This window comes from Methylobacterium sp. C33D (assembly GCF_053345825.1).
On the sequence record NZ_JBKFAV010000007.1, the window covers coordinates 24,166 to 45,541 of the forward strand.

The following is a 21,376-nucleotide window of genomic DNA, read 5'->3' on the forward strand; positions in this document are numbered from 1 at the left end:
GCCGCATGGGGTATCGGGATTCTGTGAGGAGTTGGGGACGTTGCTTCAGTCTGGGGATGGGTTGCGGGCGCTGACCGGACGCCGGGTGGCCGTGGTCGGTGCCGGGCCGGGCGGACTGGCCGCCGCCCTGCTGCTCGCGCGGGCCGGGATTCACGTCACCATCTTCGAGAAGGACCCGCAGGTCGGGGGTCGGACGAAGACCGTCGAGGCGCCCGGCGGCTACCGGTTCGATATCGGCCCGACCTTCTTCCTCTATCCACAGATTCTTGCGGACATCTTCGCGAGCTGCGGCGAGCGGCTGGAGGACCACGTCAAGCTCGAGCGGCTCGACCCCCAGTACCACCTCGTGTTCGAGGGCGCGGAGGGCATCTCGGGGACGATAAGCGCCACCGGTGACGTCGAGCGCCTGGAGCGCGAGATCGCCCGTATCGCGCCGGACGACGCCAAGAACGTCAAGGCCTTCTTCGCCGAGAACCGGACCAAGCTGAACTACTTCAAGCCCGTGCTCGAGCAGGCCTTCCACACCCTGCGCAGCATGGCGAGCCCGGCCATGCTGGCCGCCCTGCCCTACCTGCATCCGGGGCGGAGCGTCGACCGCGACCTGAAGCGCCACTTCGCCGACCCGCGGGTGCGCCTCGCCTTCTCGTTCCAGACCAAATACCTCGGGATGTCGCCGTTCCGGTGCCCGAGCCTGTTCACCATCCTGTCGTTCCTCGAATACGAGCACGGGGTCTATCACCCGGTAGGCGGCTGCGGCGCCGTCTCCGAGGCGATGGCCGGCCTGGCCGGCCGCATGGGCGTCGACCTCCGGCTCAACAGCAACGTCGAGGAGGTGCTGTTCGATGGAAAGCGCGCGAGCGGTCTGGTGGCGGACGGCGAGACCTTCAACGCCGACGCGGTGCTGATCAACGGCGACTTCGCGAAGGTCGTCCGCGCCCTCGTTCCGGAGCGGCACCGGCCGCGCTGGCGCGACGCCAAGATCCGGAAGGCCCGGCTCTCCTGCTCGACCTTCATGCTGTACCTCGGACTCGAGGGGAAAATGCCCGACAGCCTCGGGCATCACACGATCCTCCTGGCCGACGGCTACGAGAAGAACATCCGCGAGATCACCGAGGGCACGCTGCCGATGCAGCCGTCCCTGTACGTGCAGCACGCGGGCTACACGGATGGCGGCATGGCGCCGCCCGGTCACACGGCCCTCTACGTGCTGGTGCCGGTGCCCAACCTGAAGGCGGGGATCGACTGGGCGGCCATGCGGGAAACCTACCGCGCCCTGATCGTGGAGCGTCTGAAACTCCTCGGGATCGACGATCTCGAGTCCCGCATCCGCTACGAGCGGATCATCGACCCGACCCAGTGGGAGGAGGATTTCGCCGTTCACGAGGGCGCCACCTTCAACCTCGCCCACGACCTGATGCAGATGCTGTATTTCCGACCGCACAACCGCTTCGGACCGGGACTCTACATCGTCGGCGGCGGCACCCATCCGGGTTCGGGCCTGCCGGTGATCTACGAGGGCGCGCGCATCTCGGCACGGCTCCTGATCGAGGAACTCGCCGGCGCCCGCGCCGCCGCCACCGCCGGCATTCCCGATACCGCCCCGCTGGCGACCTCCGGCGAGGCCTCGTGAGCGCGGCGACCGACCGGAGACATCTCCGGGCAGGCCGTGTGACGGTTGTCCTCGCGGTCTGGCTCTGCGCCGCGACCGTGCCCGCCCGGGCCGCCGCCGTCCAGGTCGAGGTCGACGGGATCGAGCCCGGCGGCGGGCAAGTGCGCGTCGCCCTCTGCCAGGGCGGTCTCTCGGAGACGTCGTGCCTGCGGGGCGACGATGCGCCGGCCACAGCCGAGCGGGCGCGGTTCACCTTCCGGGATGTCCCGCCGGGCGCCTACGCTGTGGCGGCCTACCAGGACGCCAACGGCAACGGGCGCCTCGACCGCACCGGCCTCGGCCTGCCGCTGGAGCCCTACGGCTTCTCGGGGGCCGTCGGGCGGCGGGCGCGGCCCGATTTCGCCGAGGCCGCTTTCGCCCTCCGGGAGCCCGGTGTCGCCGTGCGGGTGCGCCTCGGCCGCGCCCTGCCGAGCCGGTGAATTGATGGACGATCCCCTCGTCCGGATCGCGGGCGTCGGCCTCGACCTCCGCGGCCGACGGGTCCTGGATCAGATCGATCTCGACCTCGGCGCCGGCGAGACCCTCGCGCTGCTCGGACCGAACGGGGCCGGCAAGTCCTCGCTGATGCGCCTCGTGGCCGGGCGCCTCGCTCCGAGCGCGGGGTCAGTGCGCGTGGCCGGAGCGGATCCGTACCGGGCGGGACAGGCCCGCCGCGCCATCGGATGGGTGCCGCAGGAGATCGCCCTCTATCCGCGACTGACCGTCTCGGAGAACCTCGGCGTGTTCGGGCAATTGGCGGGGGTCTCCCGGCGCGACCGGACTGTGGCCGTGGAGGCCGCACTGGCCATGGCCGACATCGCCGACGTGGCTCGACGCCCGGTCGGTGTCCTGTCGGGCGGGTACCGGCGCCGGGTGAACATCGCCGCGAGCCTGATGAACCGGCCCCGCCTGGTTCTCCTCGACGAGCCGACCAGCGGCGTCGACCTCGCCGCCCGGGCGGCAATCCACGCGGTGCTCGACCGTCTGAAGGCCGCCGGCACCGCGATCCTGATCGCCACCCACGATTTCGCCGAAGCGGAGCGCCTCGCCTCGCGGGTGGCATTCCTGGCTCAGGGGCGGGTCGTGCGCGCCGGCCGTCTCGCCGACCTGCTCGCGCAGTTGCGCACCGGCGCGCCCGAGCGCGAGTTGAGCCTCGCCGGTCCGGCGACGGGACAGGCGGAGGGCGTGCTGCGCCGGGCCGGCTTCGTGCCTGCCGATGCGGGTGGCCTCGTCTGGCGGTCGGTCGAGCGGTCCGGCCTCGACGGCGCGGCGCTGCTCGGCGCCTTGCGCGCCCAGAACGTCCCGGTGGCCGAGATCCGGGTGCGGGCGCCGCGGCTGGAGACGCTCTATCTCGACGCCCTCCGCCCGCGGGAACTGGCGGATGCCGCGGCCGCTCCGCTCCGGGCCGGGGCCGCCGGATGATCGCCGCCGCCTTCCGCGTGATGCTCCTGACCCTCCTGCGCGACCGGGCCGCGCTGGTGATGGCCTTCGTCCTGCCGACCGTGATCTTCTCGATCTTCGCGGCGATCTTCTCCGGGGCGATCGGCGACAGAATCCGTATCCATCTCGGCTTGGCCGACTTGGCCCACACCGCGGCGACGGAGCGCCTCGCCGACGCGCTCGCGGCCGATCCGTCGCTCCGCGTGACGCGGCTGCCCGCGAGCGACATCGACGCCGTGGCGCAGGCGGTGCGGGCCGGCGAGGTCGACGTGGCGCTGGTCCTGCGCGGGGACCTGATCGCCGCGCCCGGTCCCGCGGATCAGCCGGTGGTGCTGGTCGAGAACCCCGCCAAGGCGCTGGCGACGCCGATCGCCCTCGGCCAGCTCCAGCGGGTCCTGAACGAGGCGCTGCCCGACGTGGTCCTGTCGCGGGTCGTCGCCGACGTCGAGCGCACGGGCAAGATCGGCCCCGACGAGCGCCGGTTCCTCGACGAGGCCTTCGCCGAGCAGCGTGCCAAGAAGGAGCCGTTCAGCTTCGCCTCGCTGGTGGAGCGGCGCAGCACCGCGGCCGGGACCGCCAATGCCCGGGTGAGCTACTACGCGGGCGCGATCACCGCCGTCTTCCTGCTCTTCGCCGCCATGCAGGGCGCCATGTCGCTGGTCGAGGAACGGGAGACGGGCCTCACCGAGCGGCTGATGGCCGGGCCGGGCGGGTTGCCGGTCGTGGTGCTCGGCAAGTTCGCCTTCCTGACGCTCCAGGGGCTCGTCCAGGCCGGGCTGATCTTCCTGGCCGCCGCCCTCCTCTACGGCGTCGAGATCGGACCGCACTGGCCAGCCTTCCTGGCCGCCTGCCTCCTGGTCTCCGCGATGGCGGCCGGCCTGGCGCTCGCGGCCTGCGCGCTCGCGGCCTCGCGCCAGCAGGCGCATCTCGCCTCGACCTTCGGGGTGCTGCTCCTCTCAGCTGTCGGGGGCTCGATGGTCCCGCGGTTCCTGATGCCGCCGTGGCTGCAGCAGGCCGGATGGCTCACCCCGAACGCCTGGGCGATCGAGGCGTACCAGAGCGCCCTCGGCGAGGGGTTCTTTGCCGCGGCCCCGGCCCTGGGGGTCCTGGCGGCTCTGACCCTGGCCGGTCTCGCCTTCGCTCTGGCGCTGGCCGCGCGGCGGACGGCGTAGGGCCCGCTGCCGTCCCGACACGGACGGTGCTACTCCACGTAGACACCGGCGCCGACGAGCGCCTCCACGCCCGCCACGTGCGTGGCGCAGACGTAGCTCCATTTCACGCTCGGCGTTGACTGGCCGGGCTTCGGGAACATGTAGTCGACCCAGCCGGACCCGAACCGCGTGACGGCGTCGATGAGGTCCTGGTGGAATGGCTTCCCGTCGGCGTCGCGCTCGTGGAGCAGGTCGTGCCCCTCGCGGTTCGGGTGGGCGGCGTTGAAGAGGATGACTCCCCGAAGGTCGACGACGAACAGGTAGACGTCCCCGTATCGCCAGACGCTTCCCCTGCGCCGGAACGCGTCGAACGCCCGCGCGCCCTCGGCCTCCAGCGTGTCGGCCGCCCTGTTGACGAGGGCCTCGATCTCGGCGGCCCGGTGCAGCGGCGGGGGGGCTCGCCGGGCGGGGGCCGGAACGGCCGTCCCGAGGACGAGCAGCACGGCCCAGATCAGCAGGGTGCTCGACCGTCCGTCGCGCCGTCGCACCGCCGGAACCAGGGGATCGTCCCGCCGCGCGTGGCTGGCCCCGCCGCGCGAGACCCGGCCGGTCTCATGCGCGCGGGCAAGACCGCTCAGGCTCGGGCGCCCCGCCGCGTGCGTGCTAGGAATGCGCCTCGACGCCATGGCCCGCGTGCCCGCCGCCCCGCCGGAGGAAGACCAGCCAGTTCCGCTTCCGCGGTGGGGACGGAGGCGGAGGCTGGACGACCGCGTTGGGCAGCGCCTGGAACGCCAAGCGCCTGCGGTGCCGCTCGATGATGCGGTCGAGGTTCCGCAGCGCCGCGAGGCCCTGGTCCGCCATCATGCGGTGCCCCTCGCAGGCACCTCTCCGACACAGGTCGTGAACGATGTCCTCCGCGTGGGCGAGGATGTCCCGGGCTTCCGCGCAGTAGAGCTCCACCTCGGCGAGATCTGGCATCTTGTCCTCCGCGATGATCGACCCTCGGCGTTCGACACGGCAGGGATAGACCCGGCAGGGCGGCGCGCATCACCCGTTTGGAGGAGTCGGGCATGCCAGCGGCGCTCACCTCCCGCGACGATCCGCGCCGTTCCTGCGACGCGGTGCGCACCGACATAGAGACGCCTCCGCTACGGCCGCGCTCCACGGTATCCCACATGCTCCGCCTGCTCATCGCCGACGGCAACGATCGCGCCGCCCGCGACCGCCACGTCGCGGCTACGGGAAGGACCTCGGCCGAGTCCTACGCGGCGGTGGTGCACGACCTCGCGCCGGGCTCCGTCTGCCAGCACGTCAACGCTGCCGACGCCGACGCGACCCTGCCGGCGGATCTCGCCGCGTTCGACGGGCTGATCTTCACCGGCTCGACCCTCAAGGTCTCCGAGGGCACGCCGGCCGTGACCCGGCAGCTCGACCTGATGCGCGCGGCTCTCGAGGCGGGACGCGCGGTCTTCGGCTCGTGCTGGGGCGTGCAGGTCGCCGCCACGGTGACGGGCGGCCACGCCGCCGAGAACCCGCGCGGGCCGGAATACGGCTTCGCCCGGGCGATCACCCCGACCGAGGAGGGCCGGACCCATCCGCTCCTGGCCGGACGGCCGGCGACCTGGGACGCCCCGGCGATCCACTCCGACGCCGTGCTGCAGCCGCCCCCGGGCGCCCGCGTGCTCGCCGGCAACCCCGTGCTCGGCGTTCAGGCCCTCGAGATACGCCTGGGCCGCGGCTGGTTCTGGGGAACCCAGTATCATCCCGAGCTCGACCTCGACGAACTGGCCGCGATGCTGCGCCTCTGCGACACCGCCATCGTCGAGGCGGGACTCGCCGAGAACCCGCGCGCCGTGGCGGCCTACGCCGACGAGATCGCGACGCTCCAGGGCAGCGACCCGGAGGCCGCGCGCCGCCTCGCCTGGCGCCACGGCATAGGGCCGGAGGTGCTGGAGGCCGGTCTCCGCCGCCGGGAGATCGGGAACTTCCTGGCGCGCCTGTCCACAGGCGAGCGCCGCCGGTAGGCGGCCGCGACCGGGTGGCGCGTTGACCCGCCCGGCCCCAGGTCTAGCTTCGCTCTGCGGGCCACGCCTTCTTCGGCCCGGGGAGCCAGCCAGCAGGATGAGCCAGGATTCCACGGTCGCCGTCATCGGCAGCGGGCTCGGCGGACTCGCGGCCGCGTGCGTCGCCGCCGCGCGGGGCCACCGCGTGACGGTCTACGACAAGAACGGCTGGCTCGGCGGCAAGGCGGCGGTGCTCCACGAGGGCGGCTTCCGCTTCGACATGGGACCGACGATCCTGACCGTGCCGCGGGTGCTGGAGCGTATCTTCGCCGAGTCCGGCCGCTCGGTCCACGACTACATGGACCTGCGCCGCCTCGACCCGCAGTGGCGCTGCTTCTTCGACGACGGGACCCACATCGACCTGATGCAGGACGTCGAGCGGATGGCCGGCGACATGGAGCGCTTCGCCCCCGGCACCGGCGAGGGCTACAAGAAGTTCATCTCCATCTCCCAGCATCTCCACGGCGTCTCCGAGAAATTCTTCTTCTGGAAGCCCGTCGAGGACCTGTTCGACACGATCAACATCCGCGCCAACATGAATCCGGGGACGCTGCGCGATGTGCTGTCCCTGCGCATGCACGCCTCGGTGGCGTCGACGATCCGCGGCAAGGTCAAGGATGCCCGGCTCGCGCAGATGCTCGACCACTTCGTGCAGTATGTCGGCTCCTCACCCTACGGCGCGCCGGCGGTCCTCTGCGCCATCGCCCACATGCAGACGGCCGATGGCGTCTGGTACCCGATGGGCGGCACCCGGGCCGTCGCCGAGGGGCTGGCGAAGCTCGCCCAGGAACTCGGCGCCACCTGCAAGACCGACACCGAGGTGACCGGCATCGAGACCGCCAACGGCGCGGTCCGGGGCGTGCGGACGGCCGCGGGCGTCACGCCCTACGACGCGGTGATCTCCAACATGGATTCGGTCCGCACCTACCGCGAGCTCGTCGGCGGTGAGGCCGCCAAGGCCTACGCGAGGAAGAACCCCGAGCCGGCCTGCTCGGGCGTGGTGCTCTATCTCGGCCTGAACAGGCGCTACGAGCACCTGAACCACCACGATTTCGTCTTCTCCCGCGACCCGGAGGAGGAGTTCGACTACATCTACAACAAGGGCGAGCCGGCCCCGGACCCGACCGCCTACCTGGCTGCCCCCTCCTCCACCGATCCGAGCGTGGCGCCCGAGGGCGGCGAGGCGCTCTACGTCCTCGTGCACACGCCGTATCTGCGCCCGCACCACGATTGGCGGCCGGACGGCCCGCTGTTCCAGAACTATCGCCGAACGATCCTCGACAAGCTCAAACGGACCGCCGGCATGCCGGACCTCGAGGAGCGCATCGTGGTCGAGCGTCACCTCACGCCGCAGGACATCCACGAGCGCTACAAGGTCCTCAACGGCGCGATCTACGGGCTCGCCTCCCACGGGCGCGTGATGGGGGCGTTCAAGCCCGGCAACCGGTCGCGGCAGGTGCGCGGCCTGTACCTCGCGGGCGGCGCCGCCCACCCGGGACCCGGTATGCCGATGGTGATGATGTCGGGCTGGATCGCCGCCGACGCGCACGACCAGGACGCCCGCGGCGCCCTGCGCGCCTCGGCGTGACCGCGACGCCGCCATCGCCGCCCCCCGTCGCGGGGGGCGCGAGAGGCAGGCGCGGCGCCCCCCTGCCCCCGGTCTCGCCCCGGATCCGCGCCTTCATGGTGGCGTGGCTCGAGCGCTACCTGCACCGCCACCTCGACGCGCTGCGGCTGCCCCTCTGGAGCACCCTGCCCGCCGCCAGTCATCCGGGCGCGATCGTGGTCTACTGCAACCATCCGGCGTGGTGGGACGCCGCGCTGATCATCGTGCTGGCCGGCCGCCTCTATCCGGAGCGGGCGAGCCGCGCGCCGTTCGACGCCGCGATGCTGGCACGCTACCGCATCTTCGAGCGGATCGGCGCCTTCGGCGTCGATCTCGACAGCCCGCGCGGGGCGGCGCAGTTCCTGGCCGCCGCCCGGTCGATCCTGGGCGCGCCCGATAGCATGCTCTGGATCACCGCGCAGGGCCGTTTCGCCGATGCCCGCGCGCGGCCGCTGGTCCTGCGTCCCGGCGTGGCGCGCCTCGCCGAGATCGCCCCCGACGCGCTCTTCGTCCCGCTCGCCGTCGAGTACGCCTTCTGGGACGAGCGCGGGGCGGGCGCCTTCGCGGCCTTCGGTCCTGGAATCGCCGGAGCCGACCTCGCCGCGCTTCCGCGCGCCGAGCGGCTCGCCCGCCTGGAATCCGACCTGACGCAGACCCTCGATCGCCTGAGCTCCGACGTGATCAGCCGGGAGCCCGGACGCTTCCGCACCCTGGTTTCCGGCCGGAAGGGCGTCGGCGGCCTCTATGACCTGTGGCGGCGGCTGGCGGCACGCCTCTCCGGGCGCCGGTTCGACCCGGCGCATCGCGCGATGGGCGGACAGGATCGCGCCGGATGAGGCCGTCCGCGCGCGCCAAACCCTGCGCCATCGCCTATCGTGGCGCGACACACTCCCGGCGCGGACGATGACCGACTCGATTCTCACGGCCCTGGCGCTGACCTCCCTCGCCGCGGCCCTCCTGCCGGCCGTGCTCGTGGCGGTGAATCTCGCGGCCCTGCGCCGGCCCGTAACGGAGGCCGGCGCGGGCCTCGTCTCGATCCTGATCCCGGCGCGCAACGAGGCGGGCAACATCGACGCCACCGTCCGGGCGGCGCTCGCCAGCATCGCGGTCCCGGTGGAGGTGATCGTCGGCGACGATCATTCCACCGACGCGACCGCCGCGATCGTGCGCGCCGTCGGCGATCCGCGCCTGCGTCTCGTCTCGGTGCCGGCCCTGCCCGAGGGATGGACCGGAAAGAACCACGCCTGCAGCCACATGGCCGGGCTCGCCCGCGGCGACCACCTGCTGTTCATCGACGCCGATGTCCGCCTCGAGGCCGGGGCGGCCGCCGCCCTCGCGGCGCAGGCCCGGCGCACCGGCGCGGCCCTCGTCAGCGGCGTGCCCCGGCAGCGGACCGACACGGTCGGTGAGATGCTGACGGTGCCGATGATCGACTTCCTGCTCCTCGGCTTCCTCCCCATACCGCTGATGCGCCGCCTGTCGGACGCATCGCTCGGCGCGGCCTGTGGTCAGTTGATCCTGATGGAGCGGGCGGCCTACGCGGCCACCGGCGGCCACGACGCGATCCGCACCTCCCTGCACGACGGAGTCCGCCTGCCCCGGCTGTTCCGGGCCTCGGGCTACCGGACGGATCTCGTGGCCGCCGCCGCGCTGGCCACATGCCGGATGTACGACGGCTTCGGCCAGGCCTGGGCCGGCTTCTCCAAGAATGCCCACGAGGGCATGGCCACGCCCCGCGCCCTCCCGGTCTGGACCCTGCTTCTCGGCTGCGGCCAGGTTCTGCCGCCGCTCCTCGTCCTGGCCGGGCTGCTCGGGCTGCTGCCAGCCTCGGCCCTTATCCCGGCCATCCTGGCCCTCGGCCTGTCCCTGGCCACCCGGACGGCCGTCACCGTGGCGGTTCGGGCCCCCTGGGCGACGATCCCGCTTCATCCGGCGGCGGTCGCGGTCGCCCTGGCGATCCAGTGGAACGTGCTTCTGCGCCGCGAGCGGGCCGGCGCGGCGACCTGGAAAGGCCGCAGCTATCCGGTGAGCGGCGGCTGACCCGCGCGGGCCGGCGGACCAGAGGGTGCCGGCCCGCGCCCGGGCCTCACGGCTGGGACGGCTGGCACGGATCGGTGGAGCGGGCCTTTCCGATCTGCGGCTTGAGCGAGACGATGAGTTGCACGTTGGGCACGTCGCCGACCTGCCGGGTCAGGTGCCCGACATGGCTGTCCGGACCCTGCGGCGTCGACCCCATGTCGGCATTGAACTCCACTTCGCCAGGCCCCTGCTCCAGCACGGACCCGTCCGTGGCCTCCACGGACCAGCGGCCCGACAGGGTGATCACCCACTGGGGGCCCGGCGCCGTGTGCCACGTGCCGACATAGCCGACCGGCAGGACCGCGTACTTGATCGACGTCACCTCCCCCGGCGGAAAGCCGACGTATTGCGGCGCTGCCGGAGGCGCGTAGCTCTTGAAGATGAAGTTCTTCAGGTCGCAATACTGGACATGGCTGTGGCCCTTGTCGTCGGCATAGAGCACCCCGTACCGCAAGGCGGGCGGGTCGGCCGATGCGAGGCCGGCCGGACCGGACGGCGCCGGCGCGATGGTCATCAGCGGCTCGCTCTTCGGCGCCCCGGCCGCCTGCGCGTTCCCGGCGCCCGCGACCGCAGCGAGCACGACCAGCTCCAACCGCCCTGCATTCCTGAACCGTCCCATGATTCCCCTCGGCGTCGCATCGCGTGCGGTGATTGCACGAAGGTTCCCTAATCAGCCGGACCCGGCCGATTCAATCTCTCGGTTCTATCTCTGAGATTTATTGTATCGAATGCAAGTAATTATTGAGTACAATACTCAGATTTTTCTATTTCTCAACTTCGTTATTCGGCCGCAAGACAGTGGTAACGGCTGCGTTCGCTGACGGGCCATCGAGGCGCTCCCACGGACGGCAAGGCGCGCTTGTCCACAGGCGTCTGGCGCCCATTCCAGCATCCTGTCGGAACCGGTCGGGCCGGGAAGCGGCGCTTCCTGATGGATCAGTCCGTCGAAGTCCCGGTGCCGGCCGGGCCGCCGAGCCGCGTCTCCGCCAAGATCCAGGCGGCGGTGTCGGCATCCGCCCCGGAGATCGGCAGATGCAGGATGATCGGCGTGTCGTAGGGGTGTCGCGCCTTCAGCGCGACCGCCAGCGCGTCGGCCAGCCCCTCGCGGCTCTTCAGGATGGCGGCGACCTCGGCGCCGCGCTCCACCGCCCCTTTCCAGCTGTAGACGGACTGCATGCCCGGCAGCACGTTGATGCAGGCGATGAGGCGCTCGCGGACCAGCGCCTCGCCGATGTTCAGCGCCGAGGCGAGGTCGGGAAAGGTGGTGTAGACGAGGAGCGGACGCTCCATGCTATGCCTCCGGTAGCGCGTGTGCTCGCGGAGTGAGGCGCATGCCGGGCAAGGACGTCAACCGGGCGGTTCGCTCGTCAGACTGGAGCCGTGACGTGAACCCTGAGGCGATCCCGACGCGCCTGCGCGGCTGCGCCTGATCCATGCCGCGCCTCCAGAAGATCGCCTTCGTGGCGAGCCCGACCGGCCATGCCCGCGAGGCCGCGGCCGCCCTGATGCGACGCTACGACCACGTCCCGCCCGAGGAGGCCGACGTCGTCGTGGCCCTCGGCGGTGACGGCCTGATGCTTCAGGTGCTGCACCGCTTCATGGACCACCCGAAGCCGATCTACGGGATGAACCGCGGCACGGTCGGCTTTCTCATGAATGAGTTCCGCGACGACGATCTCCTGGAGCATCTGGAGAACGCTCAGCGCAGCGTCATCCACCCGCTGGTGATGGACGTGCTCGACACGGAGGGGCGGTCCCACCGGGCGCGGGCGATCAACGAGGTCTATCTGCTGCGCCAGACCCACCAGACCGCCAAGCTGAAGATCGCCGTCGACGGCAATGTCAGGCTCGACCTCCTGATCGCCGACGGCGTGCTGGTCGCCACCGCGGCGGGGTCGACGGCCTACAACCTGTCGGTCGGGGGCCCGATCCTGCCCCTCGACGCCAAGTTGCTGGCGCTGACACCGATCTCGGCCTTTCGTCCCCGGCGCTGGCGCGGCGCGCTCCTGCCGGACTACGCCCGGATCCGGATCGACGTGCTCGACGCGCCTCACCGCCCGGTCGCGGCGGTGGCCGACCACACGGAGTTCCGCCGGGTCTGCACGGTGGAGACGTCCCTCGACCGCGCCACCGAGCTCGTGCTGCTGCACGATCCCGGCCACAGCCTCGACGAGCGCATCCTGCGGGAGCAATTCGGGTGAGTCTGCACGTCAGGGCCGCGCAAGCGGCCGACCGCGCGGCCGTCACCGGCATCATCGTGCCGACCATCCGGGCGGGCGAGACCTACGCGCTGGACCGCGACCTCGGCGAGGCCGAGGCCCTCGCGTACTGGACCGGCCTCGACCGCGAGACCTTCGTGGCCGAGGAGGCGGGCACGGTGCTCGGCACGTACTATCTGCGCGCGAACCAGGCGGGCGGGGGCGGCCACGTCGCTAATTGCGGCTTCATGACCGGAGCAGCCGCCCGGGGCCGCGGGGTCGCCCGGGCCATGTGCGCGCACGCGCTCGATCGGGCGCGGGCGCGGGGCTTCGCGGCGATGCAGTTCAATTTCGTGGTGAGCACCAACGTCCGCGCCGTCCGCCTGTGGGAGAGCTTCGGCTTCGACGTGGTCGGCCGGCTGCCGGGCGCATTCCGGCACCCGGCGCTCGGGCCGGTCGACGCGCTGGTGATGTTCCGGACGCTCTGAGGCGCGCCCGGATCAGGCCTGCGGGGCCGCGACGAGGTCGCCCTCGCGGATCGCCCGCTCGCCGGTCTTCGTGCGGATCCGGTAGCTCGGCTCGCCGGTCTGATCCTCCGGCATGAGCCGCAGGATCTCGAAAACCTCGGCCTCGCCCGTCTCGCCCGGGAGGCCCGGCCGGGGCCGGCAGACGCGCTGGCCGATCTTGAACTTGTGGGACATGCCGGCGGGATCTTGGACGGGTATGGCCGTGGTCGCGCCTCAGCGCTTCTTCTGCGCCTTCGCCTTGCGGGCGAGATAGCGCGCGTCGCGCTGGGCCTTCTGCTCGGCCTGCAGGGCCTTGGCACGCTCCTGGGCGGCCAACTGCTCGGCGTGCTTGCGCTCGATCTCGGCGAGGCGTTCGGCCTCGGCCAGGGCGGCGGCGCGCTCGATCTCGGCCTGACGCTGGAGGGCGCGTTCGGCCGCGCGGGCCTCCCGGGCATCGACCACCGCGCGGCGGGCGGATTGGCGGGCGAGGACGGCCGGGTCATCGGCGGACGGGCGGGCCCGGAACCGGGCCAGCATCTCGGAGCGCGCCTTGGCGGCGGTCTCGAGGCGATCGGTGACACCCTGCTTGTTCAGAAAGCTCACAGACACTCCTGGATCGGGTGCGGCGAAGACCGTCACCCGCAGAGGGGAAAGTAGAAACACGGCGGCAGATACGAAGAAGCCGCTCCCAGAGGAGCGGCTTCCGGAGAAACGCTGAGGACGGCGATCAGGCCGTCTGGAGCTGACCGGCGGACTGCTTGCCGCTGCGACGGTCGGTCTCCAGCTCGTACGAGACCTTCTGGCCCTCGTTCAGGCCGCGCAGGCCGGCGCGCTCGACGGCCGAGATGTGGACGAACACGTCCTTGCCGCCGTCATCCGGCTGGATGAAGCCGTAGCCCTTGGTCTCGTTGAACCACTTGACGGTTCCGGTGCTCATGGAAGTCCTTGATCTTCGCAGGCATAGTGAGAGATGGCACTCGCTCGAACGAGGGAGCGCCGGCATCGACCGATAGCGATAGGAAAGTCAGAACCGCCCTGCGAAGGCGTAACGGTCCAAGATATCCGGACACGTGCCGATGCCGTACAAGTAGACCGCCAGCGGTTCTTTGGCAAGCGCGGGGAAATATTTCCAGCGGCCAGCGCCCCGGCGATGCGGGAAATTCTTTTCGGAACTTCCGATTGAGCAGCGCCAGAACGGTCGCTTGAACAACGGGATAAGGGATATCGATGCAGCACGGTCGCGCGAAAGCTGTGCTGCCGGCCGGACGATCGGACGCGGCCGACGCGCACCCCGCGGCGCGGTTTCGCTCAGGCCGGAACGAGGCGCAGGACCCCCTCGCCGCGCCGGTGGCCGACGGCGGTCACGGCGACCTCGCGGGCGCCGTCGGCGACGAGCGCGGCGGCAAGCGCCGCGCCGAAGGGGGCCGCCACCTCGAGCCCGTGCCCGATCACGTCCCCGAGGGCACGCAGGCGGGCACCCTCTGCGAGCCGGGCCAGCGCCGCGCGCTCCTCGGCGGTGATCGGGGTGACCCCGGTCGCGCCGGACAGGACGTGGTCGGGAGCCGAGAGGCCGGCCTGTCGCCAGAGGGTCTCGAGGCTGCCGGCGACGCTGCCCGGTGCGCGCCGGGTCCGATCGCTCGCCACCGGCTCCAGCCGGGCCAGGGCGCGGGCGCCGCGCTCCGCGGCGTGCCCGGCGGATTCGAGCATCAGGAAGGCCGCGCAGCTCCCGAGGATGAACCCGCCCGCCTCGCTGCCCGCATTCCCACTCGCCTCGTCACGCGCGAAGACCGGGCGATAGGCGTCGCGGGCGAGATAGCCGCCCATCTCGTGGATCACCAAAACGTCCGGCCGCTCGGCGCTGTAGGAACCGCCGACCAGGATCGCGTCGATCTGGCCCGAGGCCACCCGCGCCTGCGCGATCCGCAGGGCGTCGACCCCGGCGGATTCCTCGCCCATGAACGTGCGCGAGGCGCCCGTGACCCCGTGGACGATGGCGATGTTGCCGGCAAGCAGGTTCGAGAGCTGGGCCAGGAACAGCGTCGGACGGAGGTCGTTCTGGAGCCGCTCGTTCAGGTAGGCGCCCGGATCGGCGGCGTCGCGCAGGCCGGTCAGGATCGCGCCGTCCGCCGCGTAGTCGCGCTCGCCGCCGCCCGCGGCCACGACCAGGTGGAGTGCCTGCTTGAAGGCCGGGTCGTCCTTCACGCCCGCCGCGTCGAGGGCGAGGCCGGCGGCGTAGACGCCGAGCCGCTGCCACGCCTCCATCTGCCGCTGGTCGCTGCGCTTGGGGATCTGGCCATCCCACGCGATCGCCGGGGCCGGATGGACCGGGTAGGGCGCGAAGCTCGCGCTGTCCGTGCGCGGGGCCGCCTCTCCGGCGAGGGCGGCCAGATGGGCGTCGACGCCCTCACCCGCGCAGGAGACGAGGCCGAGGCCGGTGACGACGACGGGGCGGGTCATGGCTGACTCAGGGCTCGCGTTCGGCCGGCGCCGAATCGGGAAACAGGCCGATCGCCCGCGCCCGCGCGCGCATCGGCGCGTCGAGGCCGTCCGGGAACGGCATGGTGCGGAAGCGGAGTTCCGCGTCGCACAGCGCCTTGCCGTCGTGGCTGATCGCCGCCCTGGTCACCGCGTAGCCCGAGCCGTCATGCTCGAGGGTCGCCGTGACGAGGAGATCCGCGCCGGGCCCCACGAAGGAGCGGAAGCGCGCCTTGTCCACCCCGGTGAGGAACGGCATCCGCGCGAACTCGAGATGGGCGAGCACGAGGTAGCCGGAGGCCTGGGCCATCGTCTCGGTCAGGAGTACCCCCGGCACCAGAGGGTGGCCGGGGAAGTGCCCCTCGAAGACGGGACTGGCCATGGGCACCCGGGCGAGCGCCTCGATGCGGCCGGCGGCCCTGTCGAGGAGCCGCACGGAATCGATCATCTCGAAATATTCGAGGCGCATGGCGGGTCGGATCGGCCTCGGTTCAGACCTTCGCGGCCTTCTCGGCCACGAGGCCGTCGATGCGCGCGCACAGGTTCTTGAGGACGAAGTACTCCTCGGCCGGGACCTTGCCCTCGTTGACCTCCTGGGTCCACCGCTCGAGCGGCAGCTTGATCCCGAAAGCCTTGTCCACCGCGAACGCGATGTCGAGGAAGGCGAGGCTGTCGATGCCGAGGTCATCGATGGCGTGACTCTCGGGCGTGATCTTGTCCCGCGGGATGTCGGCGGTCTCGGCTATGATGTCGGCCACGCGCTCGAAGGTGGCGCTGCCGTGGGCGGGCTCGTCGGACATGTCTTCTCGCGGGCTGTTCGAGTTCCGGATCGGTGGTGCGGGAGCCCCCTCGCCGCTCGGGCGGCCCGGCGCAAGCGCCCCGCGCGTCCGCCCTACGCGTGGACGGGGCCTGGAACGCGGCCCGGTCGAATGGCGGCGACCTCTACACGAGGGTGTCAGAAGCGGCAACCGCGGCGCTTCCCCGACGTTTCAGCGCCTGTCCACAGGCGTGCGCCGCCAGGTGCGGGGACGCGCGTACGCTCCGGACGCGCCGGCCCTAGCTTGACGGCGAGACGAGGCGCGTCCTCAGGAGATCAGACGGATGCCACCGATCACAAAGCCCGCCGCCAAGCCGGCGCGCATCGAGACGCCGCCCCTGCCGCCGCAGGAGCGCGCGCGCTCCCAGGGGGCGGCCCGCGTCCTGCTGGTCCTGACCCTGACGGCCCTGGGCCTCTGGATCCTGCACGAGTTCCTGCCGGCCCTCGCCTGGGCAGTGGTCCTGGCGATCGCCCTCTGGCCGGTCTACCAGCGGCTGGAGCACCGCTTCCCGCCGGGGAAGCACAACATTCTCCTGCCGACCCTGATGACCGCGGCCGTGGCGCTGGTCTTCCTGGCGCCGCTCGCGATCCTCGGCATCCAGGCCGCCCGCGAGGCCCACGACGTCGCCGAGTTCGTCCGGAACGCCGAGGCGAACGGCATCCCGGCGCCGGAATTCCTCCAGCACCTGCCCTACGGCGCCGCACAGGCGACCGCGTGGTGGAACGACAATCTCGGCCACGCGCAGGCGGGCTCCGACCTGCTGCGCCGGTTCGAGAATCACTCGGTGCTCGGGGCCTCGCGCAACGTCGGGCGGGAGGTGGTGCACCGGATCGTTCTGTTCGGCTTCAGCCTCGTGGCGCTGTTCTTCCTGTTCCGGGACTGGCGGACCGTGCGGGACCAGTCGCTCACCGCCTGCCACCGGCTGTTCGGCCCGCGCGGCGAGCGCGTCGCCCGCCAGATGGTGGCCTCGGTGCACGGCACGGTCGACGGGCTGGTACTGGTCGGTCTCGGCGAGGGCTTCGTGCTCGGGATCGTCTACCACTTCGCGGGTGTGCCCCACCCGGTGCTGCTCGGCGCCTTCACCGCGGTGGCGGCGATGATCCCCTTCGGCGCCGCCGTGGCGATCGCCATCGCGGCGCTCCTGCTGGTGGCGGCGGGGTCGGTGACGGCGGCCCTGGTGGTGGCCGCGGCCGGCCTCGTCGTGACCTTCGTGGCCGACCACTTCATCCGCCCGGCGCTGATCGGCGGAACGACCAAGCTGCCCTTCCTGTGGGTGCTCCTCGGCATCCTCGGCGGCGTCGAGACCTTCGGGCTCCTCGGCCTGTTCGTCGGGCCGGCCGTGATGGCCGCCCTGGTCCTGCTGTGGCGGGAATTCACCGAGGGGCAGGACGCGACGGCCTGAGCCGCCGGGTCCGCTAGTCGGCCGCGCTCGTACCGGCGGCGGCCTCGACCCGGCGCCGGTCCTGGCGCCAGTCGGCCGGCTTCTCGAAGGTGCCGGCCCAGATGCCGCGGCGGGTCGCCCAGGCGTGGCCCTCCTGGCGGATGTAGGGGGCCGTCACCTGGCGGCTGGCCAGCGCCAGCCCCTGGCCGACCATCCAGGCGGACAGATCCTCGCCCTGGACATGGCAGATCCCGGCGACGCGGCCGGCGACGTTGCCCTCGCGCCGCTCGCAAGTGACCACGCCGCCGCCGATCCGCGCGCGCAGGGCCTGCGCGGCCTCGCGGCCGCAGCGATACTCCCGCCCCTTGGCGGTCTCGCAGCTCTGCGCGGTCTCGGGGGCATCGATCCCGTAGAGATGGATGCGCGTGCCCTGCACCTCGATCGTGTCGCCGTCGATCACGGTCGCCGGGCCGCTGATCGTCCCGGCCGCGGCCGCGTGGCCGCAGAGGAGGAGCAGGACGAGCATCGGTCTGATCATGGCGGGAAGGTCCACGCGGGTGGCGAGAAGGCTGTAGCGGGTTCGTCGAGGAGGAGACGGTGCCCGAGCAATGTGGCGAATTTGCCGGGCGGCCGGATCAGCCCCGCAGGCCCTGGACGAGTGTCGCCCGCCATGGTTGCGAAACTGTTCCGCGCACCATTGCGAAGCTCGGCACCGGAACGCCGGCCCCGATGCGTTCGTTATGCCGCATGACCTTTCTCAAGACCCTGCTGGCCAGTCTGGCCGTTTGCGCGGCTCTGCTCGTCTGGGCTGCCTTCGCGATCGGTCCGGAACGACAGGCCGAGCGGACCGGTCCGGGCTTGACCACCGCCACGGTGCTAGCCAGCGACGGCATGGCGCCGGACGGTCGGCCGGGCGAGGCCGCTGCGGGCCGTGCCGACCCGGATCGGGGCCGTCTGGATCGCGCGGCCTTCGACCGTCTCGCGAGAAAGGTCTCCGGCGAGGTCCGCGACGCCTCCGCCGCGGCTACGCCGGCCGGCTGAGCGGTGCGGCGATCGGGCCTGCCGATCAGCTCCGGTACTTGCCGTTGCGCTTGATGAGAACGCGGGTGCCCACCGGCACGCGCTCGTACAGGTCGGCGATATCCTCGTTCAGCATGCGCACGCAGCCCGACGACATCTGCTCGCCGATGCTCCAGGGCTCGTTGGTGCCGTGGATGCGGAACAGGATGTCGCGGTTGCCCTGGTAGAGGTAGAGAGCGCGGGCGCCGAGAGGATTGTCGAGACCGCCCTTGCGGGTGCGCGGCAGGTCGGGATGCAGCGAGACCATCGTGACGGTCGGGCTCCAGTCAGGCCAGACGCCCTTTCGCCCGACCCGCGCCTCGCCCTTCCAGGAGAAACCGGCCTTGCCCACGCCGACGCCGTACTGCATCGCCGTTCCGTCTGCCTGCACGAGGACGAGCTGCCGCTTGTCGATGTCGACCACGATGGTGCCGGGCTGCTCGGGACCGTTGTAGCTGACCTGCTGGCGGCGGTACTTCGGATCGAGGCGTTGGGTGTCGACCAGCGGGATATCGAAGGGCTTGTCGGGCTTGCTGCCGATGTACCACGCTGATTCGTCGTCCTGCGCGATCTGGGCCGGACGGGTCTGGCAGGCCGCCAGGGGCGCGATCGCCACGACGGCGAGGAGGAGTCGCGAGAGAACGATCCGGCGCAGGCGGCTCCAGGCCGAGGGAAGCGTGGCGATCATAGGTCCTGTCGTGCGGGATACGGTCGTCGCGCCATGCCTACCGTCTCCACGCCGGTGACGATGTAGCTTTTCCGCCGCAGCGGGCCGCGCGCGGGCCGCTCCCGCGGCCACGGTTGTGCCCTAATTCTGAATCGCAGCGGTGCTCTATTGCGCACGGCGCGGAGGTGAACGATGGCCGAGACCGAAACTCTTCCGACCGAGGCGACGGTCGTCCCCGATGTCCCCCTCAGCCCGGCGATACACCTCGATCACTGCGTCATCCACGTGAGCGACTGGGCGCGCTCCAACGCCTTCTACCGGGACGTGGTCGGTGCCGAGATCATCGAGCGCGGGCCCGGCTTCGCCTACCGGTTCGGCGGCGTCCAGCTCAACTGCCACGGCCCGGGCGTCACGGCGGTGCCGGTGGCGGCGCGGCCGGTCCAGCCGGGCAACAGCGACCTGTGCTTCCGCTGGTCGGGCGCGATCGAGACCGCGATCGCGCATCTGGAGGCGGCCGGAATCCCGGTCGAGCTCGGCCCGGTGGAGCGGCACGGCGCCGCGGGCGCGGGGATCAGCGTCTACTTCCGGGATCCGGACGGCTCGCTGCTGGAGTTCATCACCTACGCGGGATGATCAGCTCCGGCTCTCGGCCAGCGCCTGGTTGGTCTGCTCCAGCCGCAGCGCCAGCACGCGCATCAGGGCGATGCTGATCTGTGGAAACTGGGCCAGCAATTCCATGAACACGCCGCGGTCGATGCGCAGCGCGGTCACCGCGGATTGCGCCGTCACGGTGGCGGAGCGGGGCTGCTCGGCCAGGATGCCCATCTCGCCGACGAGGGCGTCCTGGCCGAGCAGCGCCAGCCGCACCGGCCCGGCGGGACCGTCGATGCTGACCTCCGCTGTGCCCGAGAGGATCACGTAGGCCGCGTCCGCCACGTCGCCGCGGGCGAAGAATCGCTGCCCGGGCTCGAAATGAACCCGCTCGCTGGTGAAGGCCAGGAGCTTCAGCCGCGCCGGCTCCACCTCGCGGAAGAGCGGCACCTGCTTCAGGGAGGAAACCTCGGTGTCGAGGGTCATTCGGGGGCTCCGCGACGGGTCTCACGCCCAGGACGGCGGGGCCGGACGGGCCCGCTTATCCATGCGGTTCGTCAGGCACTTGTCCAGCCCCGCACCTGACGCAACCTGTCGGTGTGGTCTCGGTGCCCTTCTGGCACTGTGTCTCGTCCTGGCGTCGGGACAGGCCGCGGCCCGCCTCGTGCAGGCCGACCTCGCCCGCGTCGCGGTCGCGCCGCCTCCGGGCGCCCGGGCCCCGCTCGACCTCGCCGTCACCGACGCGCGCTCCGATCAACCGACCACCCTGGGGCAAGCCCTCGGAGGCCACACGGCCCTGCTGCTGCCGGTGGACTACACCTGCGGAAACGTCTGCGACCCCATGCTGTCCCTGTCGGCGGACGCGCTGGCCGCCACGGGCCTTCCGGTCGACGCCTACGCCCTCGTCCTGGTCGGCATAGACCCGCGCGACGACGCCGCGGCCGCGCGCCGCATGCTGGCGGAGACGCTCGGGAACCGGGCTGACACCATTCGACCCCGGGCACTCATCCTGTCGGACGGCGCGCTCGCGCGCCTCACCGGCGCGCTCGGCTACAAAGCGGTCTACGATGCCGGGACCGACAGCTTCGCGCATCCCGCAGCGGCACTGCTCATCGCCCCCGACGGCCGGGTCGCCCGGGTGCTCTCACCCCTGGCGCTGACCGCGCGCGACCTCCGTCTCGCCCTGATCGAGGCCGGAGAGGGCCGGGTCGGCAGCGTCGCCGACCGCCTGACCCTGCTGTGTTACGGCTACGACGCCGCGCGCGGCGTCTACACGCCGCTCATCCAGCGCATCCTGACGGCGGCCGGGATCGTCACGATCCTGGCGATCGCCCTTCTCGTGGGGGGCCTCACGCGCCTCGCGCGACGGCGCCGGGCCTGAGGCCCCTCCGCCCGGCTCAGCGCTTCGTCGAGAGCCCCTGCCCCCCGGGAGGCGGCGCATCGCGCTTCAGACTGGCGTTCAGGTGCGGCGAGTCGATCGGCTCCTCGCGGGTGGTCGGCGTGGCGGAATCCTCCGGCGCGGGCATCGGCGGGAGCGGCGGCGTGTTCGGCCGCGTCGCCGGTGCGCCCGGAGCGTCATCCTTGACCATGTTGCGGTTCGTCATTCGCCAAAACCCTTCTCTCGTGCCGCGCGGCCGCGCGCTCCACCCGGAACAAGTCGCCGGGCCTCCGGGGCTGCCGGAGCGGACGCGGAC

Annotated in this window: 28 protein-coding genes; 14 read left to right on the forward strand and 14 right to left on the reverse strand. The window is 71.9% G+C overall.

Annotated elements, in window-relative coordinates; all coding sequences use genetic code 11:
* The first annotated feature begins 40 nt into the window (after window positions 1-40).
* The 4 genes from crtI to ACLBXO_RS06675 are packed head-to-tail and all read left to right on the forward strand — an operon-like array spanning window position 41 to window position 4,260.
* Window positions 41-1,630: a phytoene desaturase family protein gene (crtI, locus tag ACLBXO_RS06660; protein WP_331315459.1), complete on the forward strand. Its 1,590-nt coding sequence runs from the start codon at window positions 41-43 to the stop codon at window positions 1,628-1,630.
* Between the two features lie 38 nt (window positions 1,631-1,668).
* On the forward strand, window positions 1,669-2,088 hold the full coding sequence (locus ACLBXO_RS06665) for a DUF2141 domain-containing protein (RefSeq protein WP_331315461.1): 420 nt from the start codon (window positions 1,669-1,671) through the stop codon (window positions 2,086-2,088).
* Between the two features lie 4 nt (window positions 2,089-2,092).
* A complete protein-coding gene (locus ACLBXO_RS06670) occupies window positions 2,093-3,070 on the forward strand; it encodes an ABC transporter ATP-binding protein (RefSeq protein WP_331315463.1) in 978 nt (325 codons plus the stop codon).
* On the forward strand, window positions 3,067-4,260 hold the full coding sequence (locus tag ACLBXO_RS06675) for an ABC transporter permease (RefSeq protein ID WP_331315465.1): 1,194 nt from the start codon (window positions 3,067-3,069) through the stop codon (window positions 4,258-4,260). The genes ACLBXO_RS06670 and ACLBXO_RS06675 overlap by 4 nt, the downstream gene beginning before the upstream one ends.
* Window positions 4,261-4,289: 29 nt before the next feature.
* Here ACLBXO_RS06675 and ACLBXO_RS06680 read toward each other — a convergent pair whose 3' ends face one another.
* Together ACLBXO_RS06680 and ACLBXO_RS06685 are read right to left on the reverse strand one after the other, a co-directional pair.
* Complete coding sequence (locus tag ACLBXO_RS06680) at window positions 4,290-4,787, reverse strand: cache domain-containing protein (protein ID WP_447684888.1); 498 nt, start codon at window positions 4,785-4,787, stop codon at window positions 4,290-4,292.
* Window positions 4,788-4,902: 115 nt separating this feature from the next.
* The gene (locus ACLBXO_RS06685; RefSeq protein ID WP_331315469.1) at window positions 4,903-5,217 is read right to left on the reverse strand and encodes a hypothetical protein; all 315 of its coding nucleotides are present in this window, start codon (window positions 5,215-5,217) and stop codon (window positions 4,903-4,905) included.
* A gap of 197 nt (window positions 5,218-5,414) precedes the next feature.
* Between ACLBXO_RS06685 and ACLBXO_RS06690 the strand changes: the two genes are divergently transcribed.
* The 4 genes from ACLBXO_RS06690 to ACLBXO_RS06705 all read left to right on the forward strand — a co-directional run bounded on the left by ACLBXO_RS06690 (window position 5,415) and on the right by ACLBXO_RS06705 (window position 9,948).
* Window positions 5,415-6,263, forward strand: coding sequence for a type 1 glutamine amidotransferase (locus ACLBXO_RS06690; RefSeq protein WP_331315471.1), 849 nt, complete (start codon window positions 5,415-5,417; stop codon window positions 6,261-6,263).
* 97 nt (window positions 6,264-6,360) lie between these two features.
* Entirely contained in the window at window positions 6,361-7,890 is a 1,530-nt protein-coding gene (locus tag ACLBXO_RS06695; protein ID WP_331315473.1) for a phytoene desaturase family protein, read from the forward strand.
* Window positions 7,891-7,985: 95 nt separating this feature from the next.
* The gene (locus tag ACLBXO_RS06700; RefSeq protein ID WP_447684889.1) at window positions 7,986-8,744 is read left to right on the forward strand and encodes a lysophospholipid acyltransferase family protein; all 759 of its coding nucleotides are present in this window, start codon (window positions 7,986-7,988) and stop codon (window positions 8,742-8,744) included.
* A 67-nt stretch (window positions 8,745-8,811) separates the two neighbouring features.
* A complete protein-coding gene (locus tag ACLBXO_RS06705; protein WP_447684890.1) occupies window positions 8,812-9,948 on the forward strand; it encodes a glycosyltransferase in 1,137 nt (378 codons plus the stop codon).
* 46 nt (window positions 9,949-9,994) lie between these two features.
* Here the strand turns inward: ACLBXO_RS06705 and ACLBXO_RS06710 are convergent, their stop codons facing one another.
* Window positions 9,995-10,567, reverse strand: coding sequence for a hypothetical protein (locus ACLBXO_RS06710; protein ID WP_447684891.1), 573 nt, complete (start codon window positions 10,565-10,567; stop codon window positions 9,995-9,997).
* A gap of 356 nt (window positions 10,568-10,923) precedes the next feature.
* Window positions 10,924-11,277, reverse strand: a complete 354-nt coding sequence (gene cutA, locus ACLBXO_RS06715; RefSeq protein ID WP_447684892.1) for a divalent-cation tolerance protein CutA — start codon at window positions 11,275-11,277, stop codon at window positions 10,924-10,926.
* Window positions 11,278-11,420: 143 nt separating this feature from the next.
* On the opposite strand from cutA, the gene ACLBXO_RS06720 reads away from it, so the two are divergent.
* Both ACLBXO_RS06720 and ACLBXO_RS06725 read left to right on the forward strand, forming a co-directional pair.
* Window positions 11,421-12,188: an NAD kinase gene (locus ACLBXO_RS06720; RefSeq protein ID WP_331315496.1), complete on the forward strand. Its 768-nt coding sequence runs from the start codon at window positions 11,421-11,423 to the stop codon at window positions 12,186-12,188.
* The gene (locus ACLBXO_RS06725; RefSeq protein ID WP_447684893.1) at window positions 12,185-12,673 is read left to right on the forward strand and encodes an N-acetyltransferase family protein; all 489 of its coding nucleotides are present in this window, start codon (window positions 12,185-12,187) and stop codon (window positions 12,671-12,673) included. Before ACLBXO_RS06720 ends, ACLBXO_RS06725 begins: the two co-directional genes overlap by 4 nt.
* A 12-nt stretch (window positions 12,674-12,685) precedes the next feature.
* On the opposite strand, the gene ACLBXO_RS06730 is transcribed toward ACLBXO_RS06725, so the two are convergent.
* From ACLBXO_RS06730 to ACLBXO_RS06755, 6 genes are all read right to left on the reverse strand, one after another.
* Window positions 12,686-12,886, reverse strand: a complete 201-nt coding sequence (locus ACLBXO_RS06730; protein WP_331315498.1) for a hypothetical protein — start codon at window positions 12,884-12,886, stop codon at window positions 12,686-12,688.
* A 39-nt stretch (window positions 12,887-12,925) separates the two neighbouring features.
* Window positions 12,926-13,294 (reverse strand): DUF6481 family protein, encoded by a 369-nt coding sequence (locus ACLBXO_RS06735; protein ID WP_331315499.1) that lies wholly within the window; start codon window positions 13,292-13,294, stop codon window positions 12,926-12,928.
* 124 nt (window positions 13,295-13,418) lie between these two features.
* Window positions 13,419-13,628: a cold-shock protein gene (locus ACLBXO_RS06740; RefSeq protein ID WP_012321928.1), complete on the reverse strand. Its 210-nt coding sequence runs from the start codon at window positions 13,626-13,628 to the stop codon at window positions 13,419-13,421.
* Between the two features lie 371 nt (window positions 13,629-13,999).
* On the reverse strand, window positions 14,000-15,148 hold the full coding sequence (locus ACLBXO_RS06745) for a beta-ketoacyl-ACP synthase (protein WP_447684894.1): 1,149 nt from the start codon (window positions 15,146-15,148) through the stop codon (window positions 14,000-14,002).
* 7 nt (window positions 15,149-15,155) lie between these two features.
* Complete coding sequence (locus ACLBXO_RS06750; RefSeq protein WP_331315474.1) at window positions 15,156-15,635, reverse strand: 3-hydroxyacyl-ACP dehydratase FabZ family protein; 480 nt, start codon at window positions 15,633-15,635, stop codon at window positions 15,156-15,158.
* 22 nt (window positions 15,636-15,657) lie between these two features.
* The gene (locus ACLBXO_RS06755; protein ID WP_010683687.1) at window positions 15,658-15,966 is read right to left on the reverse strand and encodes an acyl carrier protein; all 309 of its coding nucleotides are present in this window, start codon (window positions 15,964-15,966) and stop codon (window positions 15,658-15,660) included.
* Window positions 15,967-16,267: 301 nt separating this feature from the next.
* Between ACLBXO_RS06755 and ACLBXO_RS06760 the strand changes: the two genes are divergently transcribed.
* Window positions 16,268-17,386 (forward strand): AI-2E family transporter, encoded by a 1,119-nt coding sequence (locus tag ACLBXO_RS06760; protein WP_331315476.1) that lies wholly within the window; start codon window positions 16,268-16,270, stop codon window positions 17,384-17,386.
* A 13-nt stretch (window positions 17,387-17,399) separates the two neighbouring features.
* On the opposite strand, the gene ACLBXO_RS06765 is transcribed toward ACLBXO_RS06760, so the two are convergent.
* Complete coding sequence (locus tag ACLBXO_RS06765; RefSeq protein ID WP_331315478.1) at window positions 17,400-17,903, reverse strand: thermonuclease family protein; 504 nt, start codon at window positions 17,901-17,903, stop codon at window positions 17,400-17,402.
* A gap of 209 nt (window positions 17,904-18,112) precedes the next feature.
* Between ACLBXO_RS06765 and ACLBXO_RS06770 the strand changes: the two genes are divergently transcribed.
* On the forward strand, window positions 18,113-18,406 hold the full coding sequence (locus ACLBXO_RS06770) for a hypothetical protein (RefSeq protein WP_447684895.1): 294 nt from the start codon (window positions 18,113-18,115) through the stop codon (window positions 18,404-18,406).
* 25 nt (window positions 18,407-18,431) lie between these two features.
* Here ACLBXO_RS06770 and ACLBXO_RS06775 read toward each other — a convergent pair whose 3' ends face one another.
* Window positions 18,432-19,112 carry a L,D-transpeptidase gene (locus ACLBXO_RS06775; RefSeq protein WP_447684896.1) on the reverse strand — a complete coding sequence of 227 codons (681 nt, stop codon included), beginning with the start codon at window positions 19,110-19,112 and terminating at the stop codon, window positions 18,432-18,434.
* 171 nt (window positions 19,113-19,283) lie between these two features.
* Here ACLBXO_RS06775 and ACLBXO_RS06780 point away from each other — a divergent pair, with 171 nt between their 5' ends.
* Window positions 19,284-19,724 (forward strand): VOC family protein, encoded by a 441-nt coding sequence (locus ACLBXO_RS06780; RefSeq protein ID WP_447684897.1) that lies wholly within the window; start codon window positions 19,284-19,286, stop codon window positions 19,722-19,724.
* Here the strand turns inward: ACLBXO_RS06780 and ACLBXO_RS06785 are convergent, their stop codons facing one another.
* The gene (locus ACLBXO_RS06785; protein WP_331315484.1) at window positions 19,725-20,168 is read right to left on the reverse strand and encodes a cyclic nucleotide-binding domain-containing protein; all 444 of its coding nucleotides are present in this window, start codon (window positions 20,166-20,168) and stop codon (window positions 19,725-19,727) included. It abuts the gene before it with no gap.
* 178 nt (window positions 20,169-20,346) lie between these two features.
* On the opposite strand from ACLBXO_RS06785, the gene ACLBXO_RS06790 reads away from it, so the two are divergent.
* Window positions 20,347-21,063: an electron transporter gene (locus ACLBXO_RS06790; protein WP_447684898.1), complete on the forward strand. Its 717-nt coding sequence runs from the start codon at window positions 20,347-20,349 to the stop codon at window positions 21,061-21,063.
* Window positions 21,064-21,079: 16 nt separating this feature from the next.
* On the opposite strand, the gene ACLBXO_RS06795 is transcribed toward ACLBXO_RS06790, so the two are convergent.
* A complete protein-coding gene (locus ACLBXO_RS06795) occupies window positions 21,080-21,286 on the reverse strand; it encodes a hypothetical protein (protein ID WP_331315487.1) in 207 nt (68 codons plus the stop codon).
* Window positions 21,287-21,376: the final 90 nt, after the last annotated feature.